19 protein-coding genes are annotated in these 21,817 nt (G+C 59.5%); 14 read left to right on the top strand and 5 right to left on the bottom strand.

Annotated elements, in window-relative coordinates:
* The first annotated feature begins 58 nt into the window (after window positions 1–58).
* Both ACRAUW_RS05250 and ACRAUW_RS05245 read left to right on the top strand, forming a co-directional pair.
* On the top strand, window positions 59–667 hold the full coding sequence (locus ACRAUW_RS05250) for a 2OG-Fe(II) oxygenase (RefSeq protein ID WP_431361444.1): 609 nt from the start codon (window positions 59–61) through the stop codon (window positions 665–667).
* Between the two features lie 204 nt (window positions 668–871).
* The gene (locus ACRAUW_RS05245) at window positions 872–1,861 is read left to right on the top strand and encodes a D-alanine--D-alanine ligase (RefSeq protein WP_058057457.1); all 990 of its coding nucleotides are present in this window, start codon (window positions 872–874) and stop codon (window positions 1,859–1,861) included.
* Window positions 1,862–1,986: 125 nt separating this feature from the next.
* Here the strand turns inward: ACRAUW_RS05245 and xseA are convergent, their stop codons facing one another.
* From xseA to ACRAUW_RS05230, 3 genes are all read right to left on the bottom strand, one after another.
* On the bottom strand, window positions 1,987–3,354 hold the full coding sequence (gene xseA / locus ACRAUW_RS05240; protein ID WP_431361443.1) for an exodeoxyribonuclease VII large subunit: 1,368 nt from the start codon (window positions 3,352–3,354) through the stop codon (window positions 1,987–1,989).
* 384 nt (window positions 3,355–3,738) lie between these two features.
* Window positions 3,739–5,565, bottom strand: a complete 1,827-nt coding sequence (locus ACRAUW_RS05235) for an ATP-binding protein (protein ID WP_431361442.1) — start codon at window positions 5,563–5,565, stop codon at window positions 3,739–3,741.
* 8 nt (window positions 5,566–5,573) lie between these two features.
* The gene (locus tag ACRAUW_RS05230) at window positions 5,574–6,068 is read right to left on the bottom strand and encodes a molybdopterin-dependent oxidoreductase (RefSeq protein ID WP_431361441.1); all 495 of its coding nucleotides are present in this window, start codon (window positions 6,066–6,068) and stop codon (window positions 5,574–5,576) included.
* Between the two features lie 339 nt (window positions 6,069–6,407).
* Here ACRAUW_RS05230 and ACRAUW_RS05225 point away from each other — a divergent pair, with 339 nt between their 5' ends.
* The 6 genes from ACRAUW_RS05225 (at window position 6,408) to ACRAUW_RS05200 (ending at window position 12,561) form a co-directional block, all read left to right on the top strand.
* On the top strand, window positions 6,408–6,758 hold the full coding sequence (locus ACRAUW_RS05225) for an STAS domain-containing protein (RefSeq protein WP_431361440.1): 351 nt from the start codon (window positions 6,408–6,410) through the stop codon (window positions 6,756–6,758).
* Complete coding sequence (locus ACRAUW_RS05220; protein ID WP_429127432.1) at window positions 6,755–7,171, top strand: hypothetical protein; 417 nt, start codon at window positions 6,755–6,757, stop codon at window positions 7,169–7,171. Before ACRAUW_RS05225 ends, ACRAUW_RS05220 begins: the two co-directional genes overlap by 4 nt.
* 18 nt (window positions 7,172–7,189) lie before the next feature.
* Window positions 7,190–9,295, top strand: a complete 2,106-nt coding sequence (locus ACRAUW_RS05215; protein ID WP_431361439.1) for an SLBB domain-containing protein — start codon at window positions 7,190–7,192, stop codon at window positions 9,293–9,295.
* A 1-nt stretch (window position 9,296) separates the two neighbouring features.
* Window positions 9,297–9,965, top strand: a complete 669-nt coding sequence (locus ACRAUW_RS05210; protein ID WP_431361438.1) for a capsular biosynthesis protein — start codon at window positions 9,297–9,299, stop codon at window positions 9,963–9,965.
* Window positions 9,966–9,988: 23 nt separating this feature from the next.
* Window positions 9,989–11,479: a SpoIIE family protein phosphatase gene (locus ACRAUW_RS05205; protein WP_431361437.1), complete on the top strand. Its 1,491-nt coding sequence runs from the start codon at window positions 9,989–9,991 to the stop codon at window positions 11,477–11,479.
* 80 nt (window positions 11,480–11,559) lie between these two features.
* Window positions 11,560–12,561, top strand: a complete 1,002-nt coding sequence (locus tag ACRAUW_RS05200) for a glycosyltransferase family 4 protein (RefSeq protein ID WP_431361436.1) — start codon at window positions 11,560–11,562, stop codon at window positions 12,559–12,561.
* A 509-nt stretch (window positions 12,562–13,070) separates the two neighbouring features.
* Here ACRAUW_RS05200 and ACRAUW_RS05195 read toward each other — a convergent pair.
* On the bottom strand, window positions 13,071–13,808 hold the full coding sequence (locus tag ACRAUW_RS05195; protein ID WP_431361435.1) for a TerC family protein: 738 nt from the start codon (window positions 13,806–13,808) through the stop codon (window positions 13,071–13,073).
* A gap of 107 nt (window positions 13,809–13,915) precedes the next feature.
* On the opposite strand from ACRAUW_RS05195, the gene ACRAUW_RS05190 reads away from it, so the two are divergent.
* From ACRAUW_RS05190 to ACRAUW_RS05175, 4 genes are all read left to right on the top strand, one after another.
* Window positions 13,916–15,031, top strand: a complete 1,116-nt coding sequence (locus tag ACRAUW_RS05190; protein ID WP_431361434.1) for an ATP-NAD kinase family protein — start codon at window positions 13,916–13,918, stop codon at window positions 15,029–15,031.
* 99 nt (window positions 15,032–15,130) lie between these two features.
* The gene (locus ACRAUW_RS05185; RefSeq protein WP_431361433.1) at window positions 15,131–15,409 is read left to right on the top strand and encodes a YfcL family protein; all 279 of its coding nucleotides are present in this window, start codon (window positions 15,131–15,133) and stop codon (window positions 15,407–15,409) included.
* 97 nt (window positions 15,410–15,506) lie between these two features.
* Window positions 15,507–17,171: an AMP-binding protein gene (locus ACRAUW_RS05180; protein ID WP_431361432.1), complete on the top strand. Its 1,665-nt coding sequence runs from the start codon at window positions 15,507–15,509 to the stop codon at window positions 17,169–17,171.
* Between the two features lie 334 nt (window positions 17,172–17,505).
* On the top strand, window positions 17,506–17,646 hold the full coding sequence (locus ACRAUW_RS05175; protein WP_431361454.1) for a hypothetical protein: 141 nt from the start codon (window positions 17,506–17,508) through the stop codon (window positions 17,644–17,646).
* 7 nt (window positions 17,647–17,653) lie between these two features.
* Here the strand turns inward: ACRAUW_RS05175 and ACRAUW_RS05170 are convergent, their stop codons facing one another.
* Window positions 17,654–18,559: a LysR substrate-binding domain-containing protein gene (locus ACRAUW_RS05170; protein ID WP_431361431.1), complete on the bottom strand. Its 906-nt coding sequence runs from the start codon at window positions 18,557–18,559 to the stop codon at window positions 17,654–17,656.
* A gap of 285 nt (window positions 18,560–18,844) precedes the next feature.
* Between ACRAUW_RS05170 and metE the strand changes: the two genes are divergently transcribed.
* A complete protein-coding gene (gene metE / locus ACRAUW_RS05165) occupies window positions 18,845–21,109 on the top strand; it encodes a 5-methyltetrahydropteroyltriglutamate--homocysteine S-methyltransferase (protein WP_431361430.1) in 2,265 nt (754 codons plus the stop codon).
* A gap of 218 nt (window positions 21,110–21,327) precedes the next feature.
* Window positions 21,328–21,817, top strand: a 490-nt coding sequence (locus ACRAUW_RS05160) for a substrate-binding periplasmic protein (RefSeq protein WP_431361453.1), incomplete at its 3' end; no start/stop codon positions are given.

Here is a 21,817-nt window from a genome sequence, read left to right as displayed (position 1 = left end):
TGCCTTTAGCAGGAAGCCGCTAAAAAGCGCTCTCTTTTCCACATGTTGCGAGTCAATCTTGGACTATCAAGCTGTCATGGATGCCATTTACACCCAAGGTTGGGTGATAGTGGACGATTTTTTAACTGCCGCCGAGGTGGATGCCCTCAAAGGCTGTCTGCCAGAGGAGTGGCAACCGGCCGGGATCGGCCGTGAAGGGCTCCATCAAGGCAACCGCGAGATCCGCCGCGACCAGATCCACTGGCTGGAGCCCTCCCTCGGTGCGCCGGTGGCCGACTACCTCGCCCGGATGGAGTCCCTGCGTCTGGCTGCCAACCGGATGTTGATGCTGGGATTGTTCGACTACGAGGCACACTTCGCCCGTTATCGCAGCGGCGACTTCTACGCGACCCATCGCGATGCCTTTGCCGGTCGTTCCAACCGTCGCTTGACAACGGTGTTCTACCTCAATAACGACTGGCAACCCGAAGCGGGCGGCGTCCTGCGCTTTTATGACAACGATGAGCAGTTTTTGATGGATGTGAGCCCCAGAGGAGGGCGGCTGGTGATCTTCCTCTCCGAAGAGTTTCCCCACGAAGTGTTGCCTGCCAATCAGGAGCGTTACAGCATTGCCGGCTGGTTTCGCGTCAATGGCAACGGCATGGGAAGGGTCGATCCCCCGCGCTGAGGGGCAATGTGTCCCGATTTTGACACAGGGGAGACTTTTCATTGCAAGAAGTGGGGTCATGGGTCTCCCATCAGCTGACAAGGGTTGATCTCCCTTGCTACACTGGCGCGCACTTATGTTCGTATCTGGCTTCGTCCGGTTTTTATGGTGGTTGGCTTATCAAATGGTCATGACGAGGCCGCTTTTCCCAAGGGATCACATCTAATGAAGAACATGCATGTCTTGCTGCTGTGCGGCGGCGGTGGCTCAGAGCACGAAGTTTCTCTGCGCAGCGCCAATTTCCTCGAGCAACAACTGGGCCTTCTGCCCGGTGTCGAAGTGACCCGCGTCGAGATGTTCGCAGATCGCTGGCTCAGTGCCGATGGCCGCGAGTGCAAGCTGGGGCTCGACAAGCTGCTCTCGTTTGACAGCGTGGCCCGTCCGGTGGATTACGTGGTGCCCTGCATCCACGGCTACCCGGGTGAGACCGGCGATCTGCAATCCTTCCTCGAGCTGGCCGGATTGCCTTATCTCGGTTGCGATGCCGAGGCGAGCAAGATCTGCTTCAACAAGATCAGCACCAAGCTGTGGCTCTCCGCCATCGGCATTCCCAACACCCCGTACCTGTTCCTGACCGAGCAAAATGAGGCTGCGCTGGCCGAGGCGAAAGCGGCGCTGGCCAAGTGGGGCAAGGTCTTTATCAAGGCCGCCTCCCAGGGCTCTTCCGTTGGCTGCTACTCCGCCAGCAACGAAGCGGATCTGGTAAAGGGCATTGCCGATGCCTTCGGTTACTCCGAGCAGGTACTGATTGAGAAGGCGGTCAAGCCGCGTGAGCTGGAAGTGGCGGTTTACCAGTACGGTGACGAGCTGGTGGCCACCTATCCGGGCGAGATCTGCGTGCCGCAGGACAAGTTCTACACCTATGAAGAGAAGTACAGCAGCGCCAGCCATACCGAGACGGCACTGCGTGCCGAGGGGCTGACCCAGGCGCAGGCCGATGCGATCCACGAGTATGCCCTCAAGGCGTTCCGTCAGCTGAAACTGACTCATCTCTCGCGCATCGACTTCTTCCTGACCGAGGAGGGGGAGATCCTGCTGAATGAAATCAACACCTTCCCGGGCATGACCTCCATCTCCATGTTCCCGAAACTGCTGGAGCATCACGGTCACCGCTTCGCCGACTACCTTGAGCAGATCCTGCGCAAGGCCAGCTAAGCGCTCCCTCCCGTTTACGGGAGTGAAGGATGGCCCAATAAAAATCCCCGCCAATTGGTGGGGATTTTTTATACAGGTATGACAGGGGCACAAGCTGCCAGTGAGGCGCAGCTCAAGAGCGCGGGTTACGGCTTAACTCCCTCGACCCGTACCTGCAGGCTCCCTTGTGCCAGGGTGGTGACGAGCTGGTCGCCGCTGCTGACCTGATCGGCGCGGCTAATGACTTCGCCACGCGCAGTGCGGGTGATGGAGTAACCGCGCCCCAGAGTGGCGAGCGGGCTCACCCCGTCGAGGCGGGCGGTGAGCATGGCGAAGCGGTGACTAGCAAGGTCTTGCCGCTTGGCAATCAGGGCATGAAGCCGCTCCTCGGCCAGCTGGTGGCGGCGCTTGCCTGCGGCCAGCAAGCGCTCCGGGCTCTTGCCCTGCAGGCGCAGCTCTAGATTGGCGAGGTGCCGCTCACCCTGATGCAGCCGCTGGCGCAACAGCTGCTGCAAACGGGTGGAGAGTTCATCGAGGCGCTGGGACTGCTGCTCCAGTCGCCGTTTCGGATCCTGATGGTCGAGCCGCTTTTGCAGCAGGATGAAATCGTGGCGGGCGGCGGTCTGCTGGCGGCTCATCGCCTGCAGCAGTCGCTGTTTGAGGTGAACCAGACGCTGGGCACGGGCGCTCTGATCCGGCGCCACCAGCTCGGCGGCGGCCGATGGGGTAGGGGCGCGCAAGTCGGCGGCAAAGTCGCTGATGGTGACATCCACCTCGTGGCCCACCGCGCTCACCACAGGTATGGCTGAGTGGGCAATGGCACGCGCCACCGCCTCTTCGTTAAAGCACCAGAGATCTTCGAGGGAGCCGCCGCCGCGCCCGACGATCAGCACATCCACCTCGGCGCGCTGGTTCGCTTTGGCGATCGCCGCGACGATCTGGCTGATGGCGGCGCTGCCTTGTACCTGAGTCGGGTAGATAAAGACCGGCAGATCCGGGGCGCGCCGTTTAAGCACAGTCAGCATATCGTGCAGGGCGGCACCGGTGGCGGAAGTGATAAGGCCCACCGCCTGCGGTTCGCGGGGCAGCGGCCGCTTGCGGCTTTCGTCAAACAGCCCCTCGGCGCCGAGGCGGCGCTTGAGCTCTTCAAAACGCAGGGCCAATACGCCGTCGCCCGCCGGCTGCATCGACTCGATGATCAGCTGGTAGTCGCCGCGCGGCTCATAGAGGGAGACCCGCGCCTGCACCAGCACCTGCATGCCATCCTGCGGGCGGAAGGCCACCCGCCGGTTGTTGCCCTTGAACATGGCGCAGCGCACCTGCGCCGACATGTCCTTGAGGGAGAAGTACCAGTGGCCGGAGCTTGGCATCGCCAGATTGGAGAGCTCGCCGGTCAGCCACACCAGCCCCAGATCCTGCTCCAGGATCATGCGCACGGCGCTGTTGAGGCGGGTGACGGTAAAGACCTGCTGCTCGCGGCCGCTCGCCGCACTGGATGGGGTAAATCGGTTCAATGGTGTACCTGCGGTGTGCTCCGGCTCGGCCGGGATAAAACGATGGCCGCTATCTTACCCCAGCCTGGTGCCGGTGCCGAGCCTTGATCCGGTTTGGGGGCGTTACTGCTTCAGCATGGTCATCAGTGGTCTGTAGATCTTCATGTTGAGTGTCTTGAGAGGGCGTTGTCATACGATCGAGGCACACATAACTATGTGCAGCGGTTCTGCACTGTGGTCACAAACGAACGCGTGTTTTTTGGGGGGGGACAATGCCTCGCCAACTCTTCACGGTAGGCGATCAGAAACCGGCCATCAGTTAACAACGCATTCATGTTTGTGCCCTGAACTGGCGGAGGCGTGGTTGACGGTCCTTACATCAGGTCCAGTGTCAATTCTGGGCGTTTATTGTGTGGTGAGACGCATGACTGCGTTGTATCTGAGCCGCCTGTGGGAAAGATGTCTGTTTATCTCGCTCAGTAGCGTCTCTTTATTGATGGGTTTGGTGATATATCCATTCATACCATGGGAGAGATAGTATTGTTTCGATTCCGGCATTGCATCAGCCGTCAGGGCGATGATGGGAATTTCTGCCCAGGGCGTCTGGGAAGTGCGGATCCGGGTGGTGGCCACCAGGCCATCCATCACTGGCATCTGGACATCCATCAACACCAGATCAAACTCGGTGTGACCCAGTTTCTCCAGCGCCTCTTCTCCCTGAACGGCCAGTGTGACCTGATGACCCACGGAGTCGAGCATGGCGCCGATCACCTTGCGGTTGGTGGCATTGTCATCAACCAGCAAGATGCGATGGCTCTCCTGATCCAGTGGCTTGGACGGCAGGCAAACAATCGAGGGGGTCGTGGCTCTGGCGGGCCAGATATAGGTAAAGGTACTGCCATGTCCCTCGCTGCTCTCTACCGAGATATCGCCGCCCATCAGGCGTGCGAGGCTACGGGAGATTTCAAGGCCCAGGCCCGAACCACCATATTGGCGGGTGATAGAGACATCCGCCTGGGTGAAACGTTGAAACAGGTTTTTCAGCTGACGTTTGCTCATGCCGATCCCGGTGTCCTGAATCGAGATGCGAATCGAGTGGCGATCCTGCTCCAACAGGGTGCTATCAATGTGAATTCTGACTTCCCCCTGATGGGTGAACTTGATGGCATTGCTCACCAGATTGAAGAGGATCTGGCGCACTCTCAGCGGGTCGATCATCAACCACTCCGGCGTATTGGGGGCAACAGTCAGGGTAAGCTTGATCCCTTTTGCATCGCAGTTGCTCTGCATTAGGGCCCGGATATCCTCCAGCAGCTGGGGCAAGTGATGAGGGGCCAGTTGCAGCTCGATCTTGCCCTCTTCCAGCTTTGATACATCCAGAATGTCGTTGAGCAGACCGAGCAGGTGGTTTGCCGATTCCCGCGCAGTTTCCAGATAGTCTCGCTCCCTCGGGTCCATATCCCGGTCGGCCAGCAGTGAGAGCATACCGAGAATGCCATTCATAGGGGTGCGAATTTCATGGCTCATGTTGGCCAAAAAGCTGCTTTTGGCTCTTGTGCCAGCCTCTGCCGCCTGATTTGCCCGTAGCAGTTTGTCATTGAGCTGCTGCATCAGTTTGTGCTGCAGAAACGAGATATTCATTTGCCGCCAGATCAGCAGTGCGAGCACAAAAAGCAGTGTAAATTGCAGGGTTGCGATGAGAGTCGTCGTGATGATCTGATCCCTTACGCTGTCTCGGCGGGCCACATCAAACAGAGTCGCCTGCTGGTTTACCTCCAGAGTCAGCTGATGGAGCAGGGGGAGCAGAGAGGCGAGCTGCTGGCGTAGCTCCTGATGGGCCAACGTGTCCAGCGGTTTGGTGGCATCCGGGCCGAGCCAGATATCTGCCAGAGAGATGTAGGCGCGAATAGCCTTGCTTGCCTGCTGGTAGATCTCTGTCTGCTGAAGCAGGCCGCGATCCTTGCTCTCCAGCGCCAGGTCCATGCGGCTGACCAGAATATCGTATCTGAGCTGAAAGGTCGGTTGCGACTCATGGAGCAGTGAGCTTTGAAAACGCAGCGCTTCGTTATAGAGCTGGAAGTAGCTCCACATCACGTTGTCTTCGCCCTGGCTGGTGCTGCGCTGCAGATCCTGAAATTGCCGATACTGGATGGTACCAATACCGGCAAAGGCCAGGAGCAGCACGCAAAGCACCACAAACAAGAAACGTTGACTCGCGGCCATGGAACGCATGATGGGATCTACTCCACTTTTATCGCGCTGATCTGCCAGATAGCCCGGCCGTAATAGAGCTTGTTTTGCAGTTCGGGATATTGATCGAACGGATAAACAAGGAACAGCGGCCCTTTGTCGCGCACCGACAGTGGCTTGCCATTGATGGTGCGGGCGAGGATGACCCGATATTGTTCGGCATCGCTTGTCGGCACCTGTACCGAGTAGTCATTGAGCGCGGTAATGGTGAGCTGCTTGCCGGTTGCTCCGACCTTGGCCAACACGTCTTTAAGTAGTGGGCCACTAAAGGTCTTGGCTTCGTCATACCAGGGGGTATGGGTTTTGATTTCGTGTACCGGCAGTTGATCCAGCATGGCGCTGTCCCACAGGGCCAGAGCCTGATGGTTGGGGATGCTGATGGCGCCTTCAACCTTCAACACTGCGCTGTCAGGGGAGGGGGCTGCGTCTGCGGTGCCGCAAAGGGCTGCCAGCAGTGGTGCGATGTAAAAGCCTGCTTTCTTCATGATCTCTCCTTCCTGGAAAATGGCGGCATGGGTGCCGAGCCAACGGTGGCTTGTGAAGTGTGTTCAAAGACAAGCAATAATCGGGCCCGGTGTCATGGGCTTGAATTATCAGTGATTCAGCCGGTTATCGGGCGATCTCGGCCAAGGTGAATTGCAGTTTGCAACGATAGGGGACAACTTGGTTGCAATTTGGTAACAAAAAAGAGGCGAAGGTGCGGCTAAACAAGGGATAGGTGGTATCATTTAGGCCCCAATAACGGTGGTGCTGCCCGGCATAGCATTTGCAAAGTGTTGAATGCGGTGACAGCAAATAGTCTGAGAATCGACAAGGAGCTAGCGATGGAAAGCATGACTTACACCCTTAATGATATCCAGGTAGTGGTACTGGAAAACGAGTTTGACGCGATGGCTGTCAGTGAGCTGCGCCCGTTGTTTGAAGCCCTCTCGACCCACCCCGGAGATATCCTGGCCGATATCAGCGATGTTCATTTTATCGATTCGTCGGGGATCGGAGCCTTGGTATTTCTCTATAAAAGATTGATTATGAACGGGCATCAGATGGCGCTCGTCTGTGGACCCGGTCAACCCCATGACCTGCTGGAGATGCTGCATATCGACCGGGTGATCCCCTGCCATGAGAGCATCAAGGCTTATATGCGCTCCCGTGGCATGATGGTCGCTGCATCATGAAACGGGTTGGTATCCTGCTCTCGTCCATTCTGCTGTCGGGTTGTGCGCAGTGGCCGCCACAGGGGTATGGCGGCATGGCAGAAGCAAGACCCACCCGCATTCCGGTCAATGAGGATGAACGGCGGGTCTGGTCTCGTTATGATGAGCGTCAGAAGGAACTCGACTTGCAGTTGACGGAATTAAAGCAAGCGAGTCTGCAGGGGTGTATGCCTGCAGAGTTGAAACGACTACAATCTCAACGTATTGATATCGAACGGGATATGCACGGACGGCTCTGGTCGGATGTAGCCTGGCGTCAGACCGTGTTGGCACAATCACTACAACAAGTACGTTTGCGGCTGCAACAGACAACAGCGGATGGCTGTCGTGCTGATTGGTCAGGGCACCCCTTACGCCAATGGGGGCAGACGTAACAGACGAAAAGGATGTCTATGAAACGGGGCCCTCTCGAAGGATTGATCTGTGTTCTCTTGCTGTTGTTCACCTGCCCGTTACTGGCCTCAGCCTTGTTGGCCCCCGGTGATCGGTTGGCCATAGTGCAACCCGGTGAGCCTGCTTTTGATCAGCCTTTCCAGATCAACAAGCAGGGGGAGATTGCACTGCCTGAAGTCGGCAACGTCGTGGTGGGGGGGAAGACTCTGCAACAGGCGGATGAGCTGATCCGCACCGCCCTCAAACCTGTTTACAACAACCTCTCTCAATTGACCATCACCTTGCTGGAGAAGCGGCTGCTGATCAGCGTGATGGGTTATGTCAAAAAACCCGGCAGTTATGATTTGGCGCCCGATGGCAACGTGCAGATGGCCCTCGATGCTGCGGGCGGTCTGGTGCCCGGTGCTCAGCTCAACAATATGCAGGTGCGGCGCGACAGCACGGTCTCGAGTTTCGACTACAAGCGTTATCTCGATACCGGTGATGCCAGCGTGTTGCCGCCATTGCAATCCCTCGATGTGGTGTTCGTTCCCGCCTCCCCTTTGATCGGCAACGTGCAGATTGATTTTGATGCGGCAACCCTGGCGGCAGGCGGGGATGGGGATACCGGCAAGGCTATCAAGGTGTTTGGCGAGGTCAACAGCCCTGGCGCCTTCAGTTTCAAGAGCGGCAACTCCATCGTGGATCTGCTGATGCGGGCTGGTGGGGTGACTCGCTTTGCCGGGGTGGAGCGGATCCGGGTGATCAATGGTGATGCCCCCGAACTGTTCGATCTCAAAGCCTATCTCGACTCCGGCAACAACAAGCTGCTGCCAAATCTGGCGCCGGGCGCCACCATCTTCGTGCCCAAGGATGAAGAGCAGATAAAACGGGGGGCACGCACCATCTACATCATGGGCGAGGTGTTCAAACCCGGCGCCTATGAGGGGCGGGAAGGGGACTCCTTCCTCGATATTCTGGCCAATGCCGGCGGCCCGACCCGCTATGCCGAGAGTCGCCAGATCCGTTTGCTGCGCACCGATGGCACGATTGAACCCATCGACTTGCAGGCCTATACCGAAGGGATGCAAAAGGCGCTGCCCCAAGTCAAACCCGGTGATGCCATCTTTGTGCCGGAAAAAACCGATATCAACGAGAAGTCCTGGTTGAAGGTGGCACCCGGGCGGGCTGTGATGGTGATGGGGGCGGTGCGGATCCCGGGCCGCTATGAATGGTCTGACGAGATGTCGCTGCTGGATCTGATCGCCCACGCCGGTGGCCCCAACGAGCGGGCCGATATCGCCAAGGTGCAGATCCTGACCGCCGAAGGGGGGCAGGCCACGCCAACCTTGTTTGATCTCGACAAGTTTCTCCATCAGGGGGGGGCGCTCGCCAGCCTGCCGAAGATCCGGGCTGGATTCACCATCATGATCCCCGAGCTTCCCACCGATCCCAGTGACAACAAGTCTCAGTGGGTGCGCCAGTCACCGGACAGTTCCATCTATATCTTCGGTCAGGTCGGGGCCCCCGGTCGCTATGCCTTCAACGAGCAGATGGGGTTTATCGACATCCTGTCGGCCGCTGATGGCCCGACTGCGGCGGCGGATCTGCGCAATGTGCGCATCGCCCATCGCAGTGGCAGCACGGCGCGGGTCAGCAAACTCGACCTTGCCCTCTACTTTGAAACCGGCGATGAAACCTTGCTGCCCAAGGTGCTGCCCGGTGACTCCATCTATCTGCCGGAGAAGAATCGCCCCTGGCTCGATGAGCCGAAGGAGAACACCATTCGGGTACTGGGAGCCATCGCCCGCCCTGGTCGCTACCGTTTTAACTCCTCCATGACCCTGCTGGATCTGCTGGCCGAGGCGGGGGGCCCGACCAGCAGCGCCTATATCAAGAAGATTGTGGTGATCAACATGGCCACCAGTGGTCAGGGGGATCAGGCCCGCAGCTTCGATCTCGACGGCTTTGCCAAAGAGCCCGACTTTAGCCAGCTACCGGTGCTGCGTGCCGGGGACACAGTCTTTATCCCTGATAGCAAAAGCAGCAACTGGGCCATCTTCATGGATGGCATGCGTGACATCCTGACCACGATCTCGGTGGTGGCCCTGGTCGGAACGCTTTGATATGAGCATCCCCATTCAATATCTGGAGCTCGAATCCCTCTATGCGGCGACGGTCGCTCGGGGGATCCGCTCGCTGGCGGTCACCTCATCGGAAGGGGGAGAGGGGGTGAGCTCCATCTGCGATGCGCTGGCAAGGCGCTCGGAGGCGGATGGGCTGCGCACCCTGCTGGTGGATCTCAATCTCTATCATCCCGGCCGCGCCACGGCGGTTGCCTGGGGTCCCAATGATGTGCCCGAGCCGGTGGCCACTGGCCGGTCATTGTCCTTACTCCCGGCGCCAGGTAAGGATCTGATGGCTTTTCGCAATAAGGATACCTTGCGCCAATTGCTGGTTCGCTGGCTGGAGCATTACGATGTGGTGATCTTTGATACCTCGCCGCTCACCGCCCTCAATCGGGGCAACATTCCGGCCGATCAGGTGTGTGGGGCCTGTGAAGGGGCGCTGCTGGTGGTGCTGGCGGGGGTGACGCCGACGACCGTGGTACAAAGTGCGGTGGATAAACTGGCCCGTGCCGAGGCCAATCTGCTTGGCGCTGTCTATAACGACAAACTCAACCCGGGGCTGGCCAGCGAGATCCTGCGCGAGCTCAACCGGCTGCCCAGTAACCGGGTGACCGAATGGCTCAAGCGCTGGTGTCGGCGCAGTGCCTTGCTCAATTTCCGGATCTGATCGCCCGCTGATGGAGGCCCGTTATGGATGACTGGTTGCGATCTGCTCCGGCAACCCTGCAGGCGGTACGCGAACTGCGCAACCGACTGTCACAGGGGCTCTCCCTGTTTCAGGTCTCCCCAAAGGATCAGGCCAACTGGCTGCTCTGTTTCAGTGAACTGGCCACCAATAGCGTCAAGCACGCAACCCCTTCTGCTACCCGGCTCTGGCTCACGCTGAAAGAGGATGAAACGGGTTTGAGTCTGATACTGGAGGATGATGGCGGCCCGCAACCCGGTCTTGCCAGCGCGCCGTTACCCGATGAGCTGCAGGAGGGGGGATACGGGCTGGCGCTGGTACACCAGCTGTTTGCCGAGGTGCACTTCTCTCGCGACGGTGATCGCAATCGCGTGACCCTTCGCCAGCAGGGCCCGGTCAACCAACTGCCGGTGATCGCGGTGATCGACGATGACAAGGTGATGCGTGCCTTGCTCACCGCCTACCTTCATGAGCACTATCGGGTTGAAAGTTATGCCGACTCCCATGCCGCCCTGATCGCGCTCGGGAAACAGCCCCCCGCGCTGGTGCTCTCCGATATCGAGATGGAGGGGATCGATGGCTTTGGGCTGCGCCAGCAGTTGATGAAGGATCCCAAGATGAAGGGGGTGCCCTTTATCTTCCTGACCGGTCATCAGGATCAGTGGACCCAGAGTCGGGCGGGGGCGCTGGGGATCGATGACTTTCTGGTCAAACCCATCACCAAGCAGGACCTGTTGCTGGCGGTTTCACGGGTGCTGCAACGTTCGGAGCAGCTCAAATCGCAATGGGGCGAGCAGCTGGATCAGCGCATGACCTCGGCGCTGCGCCCGTTATTGCCCGCCACCTCGATCGGGGGATTCCAGCTGGCGTTGCAAACCCGCGCGGCCACCGTGGGGGGCGGGGACTTTCTGCTGGTCAAGGATCGGGTGCTGTGGCTCGGGGATGTGATGGGCCACGATGCGGAAGCCAAGTTCTTTGCCCATGCCTATGCCGGTTATCTGCGAGGCTTGCTGACGGCGCACGATCTGGAGCTCGCCCCAGCCAGCATGCTGACACTCTTGTCCAATGCCGTCCACAGTGATCCGCTCCTCGGGGCAACCCTGCTTACCGTCCTCTGTATTGAGCTTGGCAACGAGGGGCGGGTGCAGTGGGCGAGCGCGGGTCACCCTGCGCCCTGGCTCATCAGTCCTGATGCAATCGATCAGGTCGGGGTGACTGGCCCCTTGCCCGGTTTGCGCCCGGATCCCCACTTTGTTACCAATGAGCGTCAGCTCAAGCCTGGCGAGATCCTGCTGTTCTGGACCGACGGTCTGCTCGATAGCCGTGATGCCGCAGAGCGCCTGCGCTGGGAGTCGCAGCTAAAAGAGATCTGCCTGACCTCGGGGCCCGGTCTTGAACAGCTGGCTCATCGCATCGCCCGCTGGTTTGATGAGCGCATCAATGATGCCGCCCTCGATGACATGACCCTCCTGCTGGTCGCCTGTCCCGGCGCCTGATCCTGCCCCTCTTCGCCTGACTGGCCCGCTCTATGCAGCGCCTCATTTCAGGTGGCATGGAGCCACGGGAGGAGGTGCCTATGTTACCCATGCAGCAGATCTGGCTGGCCATCGATGCGCGTCAGGTCGGTGGAATAGAAGTTCACATTATCCACTTGGCCAACGATCTGCTGGCCAGGGGATTTCGCCCCACCATAGTGCTGGTGAGCAACCACGGCATGACCCCCTTTACGACCCTGCTCAAACAACAGGGCTTGCCCTACGAGGTGTGCCACAACAGCCGCGATTTTATGCGCCGTCTGGCCCGCCAGCCTGCCTCTGTGCTGATCCATACCCACGGCTACAAGGCCGGGGTGCTGGGGCGGCTGACAGCCTGGTTCACCGGTAAATCGGTGGTCTCGACTTTTCACAGTGGAGATGACGGGGAGGGGTTGCTGAAGTTTTACAGCTGGCTGGATCGCACCACAGCGCGTTTTGCGAAGTGTATTGCAGTGAGCGAGCCCATCGCTCGCAAATTGCCTGTGCCAAGCACGGTGATCAGCAACTTTGTCCCCATGCCTGCGACGTCTGCATCAGTGGCAGGCAACCGGATTGCCTTTGTCGGCCGCCTCTCGCCGGAAAAGGGGCCGGAGGCATTCTGCCAGCTGGCCGCCTTATGCCCGGATGGAGCGTTTCATCTCTACGGGGATGGCCCCATGAAAAGTACCTTGTTGCAGCAGTATGGTGATCGCGTCCAGCTTCATGGTTTCCAGAACATGGCCAATGAGTGGCACAACATCGACCTGCTCTGCATCACCTCCCGCTTTGAAGGGTTACCGCTGGTGGCCTTGGAGGCGATGGCCCACGGCATACCGGTCTGTACCTTTGCGGTGGGGGGCCTGGTCAATCTGATCGACCATAAATCCAATGGCTGGCTGGTGGAGCCCGGCCATGTGCGGGATATGGCGGAGCTGGTCAACTACTGGCTGCGCAGCGATGGGGTGGTGCGCAGCAAAATGAGTCAGGCGGCCCGCAACACCATAGCCAGGGGTTACAGCGTCAACAACAGAGTGACCGATATTCTGGCTGTCTACGGCGCCTGAATCACGGGGAAACCCGCCAAAACGCGTGGTTGCTGGCCTAATGGCTATGCCATTGACCGATCCACTGATGTGTGAACATCCGAAACCCGTTGATTGGTTTCGGATTTTTTATGCGTGTCGAACAGGCATCCCGATGCCCTGTATGCCAGTAATACCGCCCAGTTTGAGTCACTCTTCGAGCCCATCACTACCCGTTTGGGTGGAGAGGGCACTGTTCACCTGATTTGTCGCTCCCTGGGCTTTCTGACAGCCTGCCAAAAGCTCGGGGACAAACGAGTCGAACACTTGTAACGAAACCGCAATCCCTCAGGCATCAGTCGGCAAACTTCTCCGGTTGGGCCGGGCTCCAGCTGCCGAAACGCAGGATGCAATATTGCTCTCGCAGCGTGAATCTCTGGCCGCAGAAATGTGGTGTGATAAACGCCAATAAAAACAATGCCAGTCAGGCTTAACTGACTGGCATTACGCCTGACCGGTGCTTTTCTTGAACGGTGGCAATCGGGGCAGGCTTACTGCACGCTATCTTGTCCGTTACTGTCGTGATGGCTGCGCAGGCGGATGTTGATCATCTCCACCACCAGCGAGAAGGCCATGGCGAAGTAGATGTAGCCCTTCGGAATATGCAGATCCATCCCCTCGGCCATCAGGGCGAAGCCCACCAGAGTGAGGAAGGAGAGGGCCAGCATCTTGATGGTGGGGTGGGCATCGACGAAATCACCGATGGATTTGGCGGCAAACATCATGATGAAGACGGCGATCATGATGGCCAGCACCATCACCGGCACGTGGTCAGCCATGCCCACTGCGGTGATCACCGAGTCGAGGCTGAACACTATGTCCAGAATGGCGATCTGGATCAGGGTGCTGATAAAGCCAGAGGCCGCTTTGCTGACGTTCTCCGGCTCGGCCGCCCCTTCCAGGGTAGCGTGGATCTCGTGGGCACTCTTGCCGATGAGGAACAGGCCCCCCAGCAGCAGGATCAGGTCGCGGCCGGAGATAGCTTCACCCAGCACGGTGAAGAGCGGCGCCGTGAGGCGCATCACCCAGGCGAGCGAAAGCAGCAGCAGGATACGGGTGCCCATGGCGAGCCCCAGCCCTAGAATGCGCGCTTTTTGACGTTGCGCTTCTGGCAGGCGGCCTACCAGGATGGAGATAAAGATGATGTTATCGATGCCCAGCACGATTTCGAGCAGGGTAAGGGTAGCGAGTGCGACCCAGGCAGAGGGATCCAGAACCCATTCCAGCATGATTGAACCTTGATTAAAAAAATAAGCGGAACATTCTAGCAGGGGGGAACCGCTTGTCCCAGTGGGGAGAAAAGATAAAAATGGCCCCTATCGCAAGGGAGGAGTGGATGTTTCGATTAGGGCTCATTATAAATCCGGTCGCCGGGATTGGCGGTGCAGTGGGGCTCAAGGGCAGTGACGGCGTGGTGGATGAGGCGCTGGCTCGTGGTGCCGTGCCCAGAGCACAGGATCGGGCGCGGCAAGCTCTGTTGCCACTGTGCGAGCTGAGCGCCCCGTTCGAACTGCTGACGGTGGCCGGAGAGATGGGGGAGACGGTGGCCCGATCTCTGGGATTGCCCTGTCGGGTCATCTATCAACCGGCCGGGGAGAGCACTTCGGCCGATGATACCCGCCACGCCGCCGGGCTGATGTGCGAAGCCGGGGTCGATCTGCTGCTGTTTGCCGGTGGCGATGGTACCGCGCGGGATATTTGCGCCGCGGTGGGGGAGTCCTGCCATGTGCTCGGCATTCCGGCGGGGTGCAAGATCCACTCTGGTGTCTATGGGGTGACTCCAGCCGCCAGCGGGCGTGTGGTGGCGCGGATGATCGCCGGTGAACTGCTCAGCCTGATCGATGCCGAGGTGCGCGACATCGACGAGAAGGCGTTTCGTGCGGGCAAGGTGCGGGCCCGCCACTACGGCCAGCTGAAGGTGCCCGGCGATCTGCGTTACGTACAGGCGGTCAAGCAGGGAGGCAAGGAGTCCGAAGAGCTGGTGCTGGCGGATCTCGCCGCCGGTGTGGTGGAGCAGATGGAGCCCGACACCCTCTATCTGATGGGCTCCGGCAGCACGGTAGCAGCCTGTATGGCAGAGCTCGGTCTGGAAAATACTTTGCTCGGTGTGGATCTGGTGGAAAATGGCCGACTTATCGGGCAGGATCTCAGCGCCGCCGAGATCCTGACCCGGATCCGCGGCCGTCGCTGCCGACTGATCATTACCCTGATAGGCGGACAGGGACATCTGTTTGGGCGCGGAAATCAGCAATTGAGTCCTGATGTTGTTCGATGTGTCGGGCTGGAGAATATCCAGGTGCTGGCAACCAAAGCCAAGCTTGCCGCCCTTGCGGGCAAGCCGCTGCTGGTGGACACCGATGATCCGCAATTAAACCGGGCGTTTCGTGGTTATCTGCGAATAACCACGGGATACAAGGAGCAGGTCATCTACCCGGTGGCCAACCCGGAATAGGACGCAAAGGACGCTGCTGGCCTGGCGCTGGAGAGCTGCAATCAACCGGATTGCGGTTCCATACCCCCGAATTTTTTGCCGCAAATGAGGCTGCGTTACATGACGATTCACGATTTTGAGCACAAGTTGTTGGGACTGATCGACAGCATGGTTGCCACCGCGACCGATGATGAGCTGTTTGCGGGGGGTTACCTGCGAGGTCATATCTCATTGGCCGTTGCTCGGGCCGAGCTGGAAGGCAAGACCCTGGTGCGGGACGTCAAGAGCTATGTGTTGCGCAGCCTCAATGAGGCGATCTTGCAAGGGGAGCTCTCCGAGGAGGACGAGCAACTGGTGCAGGCCATGTGGATTCGTTTGCAGCAAGATGCAGAAGCTTGATCGGATACACAATTCAAACTGAAGTTTGAGTTTATTCTTTTCTGAAGTAAGTAAAAGGTTAATAATAAGTTTCGCCTTTTGTTTCAGGGATTAAGCTATGGCTTCCTCATCACGTATTGCCAATAAACTGCCGCTCGAGATGCTCTATCATTGGGAGCGGTTGTGCCCCGATCGGGTTTATCTGCATCAAACTATCAACCGCGAATATGTCGACTTCACCTGGGGTGAAGTGGCCGACGAAGCGCGGCGGATGGTGACGGCCTTGCGTCACTTCGGTCTGGTGGCCGGTGACAAGGTGGCGCTGCTCTCCAAAAACTGTGCCCAGTGGTTTATCGCCGATCTGGCGATGCAGATGGGGCAGTATGTGAGCGTGCCCATCTACCCGACAGCCAACGTCGATACCATCGAATATGTACTGCGCCACAGCGAGGCCAAGGCCATCTTTGTTGGTAAGCTGGATGACTGGAAGAGTCAGGAAGCTGGTGTGCCCTCCGATCTGCTGCGCATCGCCTTCCCCTACGACACCATGCCGGCCAGCCACCAGTGGGACGATCTGCTGGAGGCGCACGAGCCAATCCCTGACAGCCCGGTGCAGGCCCCTGACTCCCTGCTGAGTCTGGTCTACACCTCCGGCAGTACCGGCAAGCCGAAAGGGGCCATGCTGAGCGTCGAGCGTTACGCCTGGTCGTGCGAGAAGCTGGTGGAGACGGTGAGCCTGAGCCAGGCCGATCGGGGCTTCTCTTACCTGCCGCTGGCCCACATTACCGAGCGGGTCTACATCTACGGCGGTAGTCTCTATGGCGGCGCGACCATCGCGTTTCCCGAATCTCTCGACACCTTTATCGATGATGTCAAACGCTGCCGTCCCACCGTCTTTATCTCGGTGCCACGGCTGTGGGCCATGTTCCGCATCAAGATCCACGAGAAGCTGCCCCAGAACAAACTGGCGTTGTTGCTCAAGATCCCGCTTATCTCCGGCCTTATCAAACGCAAGCTGCAAAAGGGGCTGGGGCTGGATCAGGCCAGGGTACTCGGCTGCGGCTCCGCGCCTGTCTCCCCTGCGCTGCTTGAGTGGTATCTGAGCATCGGCCTCAAGATCACCGAAGCCTGGGGCATGACCGAGAACCACGCTTACTCCACCATCAACTATCCGTTCCGCGTCGACAAGATTGGCACCGTTGGCAAAGCGGGGATCGGGGTGACCATCAAGATCTCCGATGAGGGGGAGATCCTCTGCCGCTGCGAAGGGATGATGCAGGGTTACTACAAGGATCCCGAGCATAGCGCCGAGGCCATCGATGCCGAGGGGTGGCTCCACACCGGCGACATGGGCAAGCTGGACAAGGAGGGCTATCTCACCATCACCGGCCGAATGAAAGATGTGTTCAAGACCGCCAAGGGCAAATATGTGGCGCCGGTGCCCATCGAGGGGCTGCTGGGTCAGGAGCCCATTATCGAACAGCTCTGCGTGATTGGTTACGGCATGCCCCAGCCCATTGCGCTGGTGCAACTGACCGAGAGCGCCATGAAGGGCAATCGGGAGGAGGTCAACGCCAGACTGGAAGCGGCGCGGGTGCGGGTCAACGATCGGCTGGAGTCCCATGCCAGAATTCGCGGTATTCTGGTGGTGAAGACCCCCTGGAATATCGAAAACGGCGTGCTGACCCCCACCATGAAGATCAAGCGTCACCTGCTGGAGCAAAAGTACGCCCAGCTCGGGGATCGCTGGCCCTCATCGCAAGTGGTGGTGTGGGAGGAGTAATCTCCCTTTCTCCAACATCGCGATATCCAACAATAAACGGCCCTTGATGGGCCGTTCAGACTGCTGACAAACCCCTGGACGCCGATCCGGGGGTTTGATCTAATTGCTGCATGGTCAATAAATGGACTGCACCATGCTCAGAGAACCCGTCCCCCAACAATGGTGAGCTCGGGATCGTGATGCTTGATGATAGCGTCCCCCAAGCGCACCACCTGCGCAAAATCAACACGTTCCTCTCCTTTGACTCCATTCGTAACAAGATCCGCCACTGTTATTGTTCTGCCCGGTTCGACCCCGCAGGCCTGTAAACCGTGCCCGCCCCGGATGTCGCTCGGTGCCGCTTCGCCTATCTGGTGGGCAAGGGGATACCACATCGGTCGACTTGGCGATCCACTCCATCACGCCACAGCGGGAGATCCCGGAGAAGGTGCGGCGGGTGGTGGAGGCGCTGCGTGCCCATTTCGGGGCAGCTTGAATGGCATTCAGGCCATCTTGTCGCGAATGCGCTCGAACAGGTTCTGCAGGCAGGCTTGATCCCGATCGGCGGCCCGCACTGCGCCGTACATATGGCGACGAATACCACTGCCGAGGGGGCGGGCGCAGAGCATCCCCTGTCTGACAAACTCGTCGCTGGCCCAACGCGGCAGGGCTGCGACCCCGAGGCCAGCGGCGGCCATCTGCAGCATCACCGAGGTGTTGTCCACCGGCTTGCAGCGGGCGGGCTCCACCCCGGCGGGTTGCAAAAAGCGGCTGAAGATATCCATGCGGCTGCGCTCCACCGGGTAGACCAGCAGCACCTCCGACCCCAGATCGCCCGGCTCGATGTGGCTCTGGTGGCAAAGGGGGTGATCAGGCGCCATCACCAGAGTGAGATCGAAGGCGAACAGCGGCTCGAAGTGGAGATCGCCGCGGGCCTGCACATCGGAGGTGAGCAGCAGATCGAGCTGGCCGCCGAGTAGGGCATTGATGGCATCAAAGCCCGGCACTGACTCCACCTCCAGATCCACTCCTGGCCACTGGCGGCGAAAATCTGGCAACAGCGGCAGCAGCCACTGGATGCAGCTGTGGCAATCGAGCGCCAGATGCAGCCTGCCCGCATCGCCGCTGTGCAGGGCCTGCAGCTGTTTCTCGGTCTGGGCCAGAGCGGGCAGTACCTGACGGGCGAGGGCGAGCAGCTGGCTGCCGGCTGCGGTCAGCACCAGCGGACGGCTTTTGCGCAGGTAAAGCTCCAGATTGAGGCGGGTCTCCAGCTCTTTGAGCTGGTGGGAGAGGGCGGACTGGGTGAGGTTGAGGGTCAGCGCCGCACCGGCCAGCGAGCCCTGTTCGGCCAGCGCGGTCAATGTTTTCAAGTGTTTGATCTCTATCCCTGCATTGCTTGGCACTGCCATAAGATGGCTCCTTGTGAAATTGCGTATGGCGCTGAGGTGACGGTCGGCGATGGCCTGCTGCGCTTCTTGACTCCGGCACCTCTTGCACCTGTAAACATCGGCCTCTGTATCCTCGCGGTGAACCTGATTGGCGGTCAGTTGAGGATTATTTGAGAGCCACTTGAAGAGGATTCAATAGCCAGCGTCACCTTATCTTGTCATTTTGGATGTGTAAACATCTGGATGGCTAAATCATCCAGTTTCCCATCAGATGAATGAGCATAATGAGCATAAGGAAATGAACCTATGACACGAGCACACACCCTGGGCTTCCCCCGTATCGGCGCCAAGCGCGAGCTGAAATTTGCCCTCGAATCCTACTGGCGTGGCGAGACCACTCAGGCCGAACTCGTTGCCGTGGGCAAGACGCTGCGTGAGCGCCACTGGCAGGCCCAGCACGGCGCCGGGGTCAATCTGCTGCCGGTGGGCGACTTTGCCTGGTACGATCAGGTGCTCGGTACCAGCCTGCTGGTGGATGCAGTGCCTGCCCGTCACCGCCATGGCGAGACCGATCTCGACACCCTGTTCCGGGTGGCCCGCGGCCGTGCGCCGACCGGTCCGGCGGCGGCGGCGGCCGAGATGACCAAATGGTTCAACACCAACTATCACTATCTGGTGCCGGAATTCAGCCGTGATCAGCGCTTCAAACTGGGCTGGAGCCAGCTGTTTGACGAGGTGGAAGAGGCCAAGGCGCTGGGGCTGCCGGTCAAGGCGGTGCTGCTAGGGCCGGTCTCTTATCTGTGGCTCGGCAAGGAGAAAGATAGCGGCTTCTCGCGCCTTGAACTGCTCGATCGCCTGCTCATCGTCTATCAGGAGATCTTGGCCAAACTGGCCGCCCAAGGGGTGGAGTGGGTACAGATCGATGAACCTGCGCTGACGCTGGACTTGCCGGACGAGTGGCGCCTCGCCTACCTCAACGCCTACGAGCGCCTTGCGGGCCCTTGCAAGCTGCTGCTCACTACTTATTTCGGCTCGGTGGCCCATCAGCGCGACATCATCACCAGCCTCAAGGTAGATGGCCTGCATCTGGATCTGGTGGCCGCCCCCGAGCAGGTGGAGACCCTGGTGCCGCATCTGCCCGCCCAGTGGGTCATCTCCGCCGGGGTGATCAACGGCCGCAACGTCTGGCGTGCCAATCTGGCCAAGCTGGCACCGACCCTGAAGGCACTGAAAGCCAAACTCGGCGAGCGGCTCTGGGTGGCCTCATCCTGCTCATTGCTGCATAGCCCGGTGGATTTGACCCTGGAGCAGGAGCTGGATCCCCAGACCCGCAGCTGGTTCGCCTTCGCCTTGCAAAAATGTTTCGAGCTGGGACTGCTCAGAGAGTATCTGGATGGGGGCGAGCTCGACAAAATCACCGCCTATAGCCAGCCCATCGTCGATCGGGAGTCTGATAGCCGCGTCCACAAGAAGGCGGTGCAGTCACGGCTCGCCAGCCTCACCAACAGCGATTTTGATCGCCACAGCCCCTATCCGGTCAGGGCCGAGCTGCAGCGCTCGGATCTCAAGCTGCCGCTGTTGCCGACCACCACCATAGGCTCCTTCCCGCAGACCTCGCAGATCCGGGTATTGCGGCAGGATTGGCGCGCCGGTCGCATCGATGACAGTGTCTACGAGGCGGGCATTCAGGCGGAGATCCGCGATGCCATCGCGCGTCAGGAGGCCATCGGGCTGGACGTGCTGGTTCATGGTGAGGCTGAGCGCAACGACATGGTGGAGTATTTCGGTGAACTGCTGGATGGCTTTGCCATCACCCGCTTCGGCTGGGTACAGAGCTATGGCTCCCGCTGCGTCAAGCCGCCGGTGATCACCCGTGACATCGACCGCCCGACCCCCATGACGCTCGAATGGACCCGATTTGCCCAGAGCCTGACCGACAAGCCGGTCAAGGGGATGCTGACTGGCCCTGTAACCATCCTCTGCTGGTCCTTCCCGCGGGAAGATGTGAGCCGCGAGCAATCTGCCCTGCAAATCGGGCTGGCCATTCGTGACGAGGTGGCAGATCTGGAAGCCGCCGGCATCAAGATCATCCAGATCGACGAACCGGCGATCCGCGAAGGCTTGCCCCTGCGAAAGCAGGATCATCAGGCCTATCTCGACTGGGCGGTGCGCGCCTTCCGTCTGAGCGCAAGCCCGGTGGCGGACAGCACCCAGATCCACACTCACATGTGCTACAGCGATTTCAACCTCATCATCGAGGCGGTGGCGGCGCTGGATGCGGATGTGATCACCATCGAGACCAGCCGCAGCCAGATGCAACTGCTCGAAGCGTTCGAACGCTTCAACTACCCCAATGAGATTGGCCCGGGCGTCTACGACATCCACTCGCCGAACGTGCCGAGCCAGAGCTGGATTGAGGGGTTGCTGCGCAAGGCTGCCAAACAGATCCCGGCCGAGCGGCTGTGGGTCAACCCGGATTGCGGCCTCAAGACCCGCGGCTGGGAAGAGACGGAAGCCGCCCTCAAGGTGATGGTCGATGCCACCAAGGCGCTGCGGGCCGAGCTGGCGTAACCGGCAAGCCGTGACCGCCATCGATAAGGTGGCGTGATGAAAAACGAACGAGAGAGGGGAAGCCACTGCTTCCCCTCTCTTTTTCCGTTGGCCACTTTTCCCACTGGATCCTGAACCTTGCCGCAGCCTGCTTTGCACTAGGCTCAGAGTTGGCAGGAGTGGATGGAGTCGCGGCCATGGGTGTTGGTATGAGGATCGCAATCCTGTGGGGATTGCTGATGTGGCAGAGTGCATGGGCGGCGCCGGCGGCCGAGTTGAGGCTGGTCTACTTTGACGACTTTGCCCCATATTCGTGGCGTGACGAACAGGGCAAGATGCGCGGGCTGATGATCGACGTGATGGAGCGGGTGGCTGCGCAGATGGGGCTGCGGGTGCACCACGAAGGCTATCCGTGGCAACGGGCGCAGAAGATGGTGCGTCTGGCGCAGGCCGATGGTTTTGTCACCATAGCTACCCGGGAGCGGCGCAGTTATACCCTGGTTGTGGAAGAGCCAGTCACTACCACTGTGCTAACCATTTTTACCCAGCGTGCCCATCCCCGCATGGCGGAATTTCAGCGTGCCAGCCGCTTGAGCGACTTCAAATTGCTTACCTTTCTCGACTATTTCGGTAACGGCTGGGGTAAGGAGAACCTGGCAGGCTTCACCGTTCACCACACCATCAATGTTGATAATGTCTTCAAGATGCTGGCGGCGGGGCGGGGGGATC

Origin of the sequence: Aeromonas sp., assembly GCF_050633025.1 — a bacterium.
Classification (GTDB): Bacteria; Pseudomonadota; Gammaproteobacteria; order Enterobacterales; family Aeromonadaceae; genus Aeromonas.
This window is presented reverse-complemented; position numbering and strand designations above follow the sequence as displayed.

Bases quoted from the DNA above. Each gene is read 5' to 3' on its own strand.
- ACRAUW_RS05185 (WP_431361433.1), top strand. From the start codon at position 15,131: ATGACGATTCACGATTTTGAGCACAAGTTGTTGGGACTGATCGACAGC.
- ACRAUW_RS05215 (WP_431361439.1), top strand. From the start codon at position 7,190: ATGAAACGGGGCCCTCTCGAAGGATTGATCTGTGTTCTCTTGCTGTTG.
- ACRAUW_RS05190 (WP_431361434.1), top strand. From the start codon at position 13,916: ATGTTTCGATTAGGGCTCATTATAAATCCGGTCGCCGGGATTGGCGGT.
- ACRAUW_RS05220 (WP_429127432.1), top strand. From the start codon at position 6,755: ATGAAACGGGTTGGTATCCTGCTCTCGTCCATTCTGCTGTCGGGTTGT.
- metE (WP_431361430.1), top strand. From the start codon at position 18,845: ATGACACGAGCACACACCCTGGGCTTCCCCCGTATCGGCGCCAAGCGC.
- ACRAUW_RS05210 (WP_431361438.1), top strand. From the start codon at position 9,297: ATGAGCATCCCCATTCAATATCTGGAGCTCGAATCCCTCTATGCGGCG.
- ACRAUW_RS05180 (WP_431361432.1), top strand. From the start codon at position 15,507: ATGGCTTCCTCATCACGTATTGCCAATAAACTGCCGCTCGAGATGCTC.
- ACRAUW_RS05230 (WP_431361441.1), bottom strand. From the start codon at position 6,068: ATGAAGAAAGCAGGCTTTTACATCGCACCACTGCTGGCAGCCCTTTGC.
- ACRAUW_RS05200 (WP_431361436.1), top strand. From the start codon at position 11,560: ATGTTACCCATGCAGCAGATCTGGCTGGCCATCGATGCGCGTCAGGTC.
- ACRAUW_RS05195 (WP_431361435.1), bottom strand. From the start codon at position 13,808: ATGCTGGAATGGGTTCTGGATCCCTCTGCCTGGGTCGCACTCGCTACC.
- ACRAUW_RS05235 (WP_431361442.1), bottom strand. From the start codon at position 5,565: ATGCGTTCCATGGCCGCGAGTCAACGTTTCTTGTTTGTGGTGCTTTGC.
- ACRAUW_RS05245 (WP_058057457.1), top strand. From the start codon at position 872: ATGAAGAACATGCATGTCTTGCTGCTGTGCGGCGGCGGTGGCTCAGAG.
- ACRAUW_RS05170 (WP_431361431.1), bottom strand. From the start codon at position 18,559: ATGGCAGTGCCAAGCAATGCAGGGATAGAGATCAAACACTTGAAAACA.
- ACRAUW_RS05205 (WP_431361437.1), top strand. From the start codon at position 9,989: ATGGATGACTGGTTGCGATCTGCTCCGGCAACCCTGCAGGCGGTACGC.
- ACRAUW_RS05225 (WP_431361440.1), top strand. From the start codon at position 6,408: ATGGAAAGCATGACTTACACCCTTAATGATATCCAGGTAGTGGTACTG.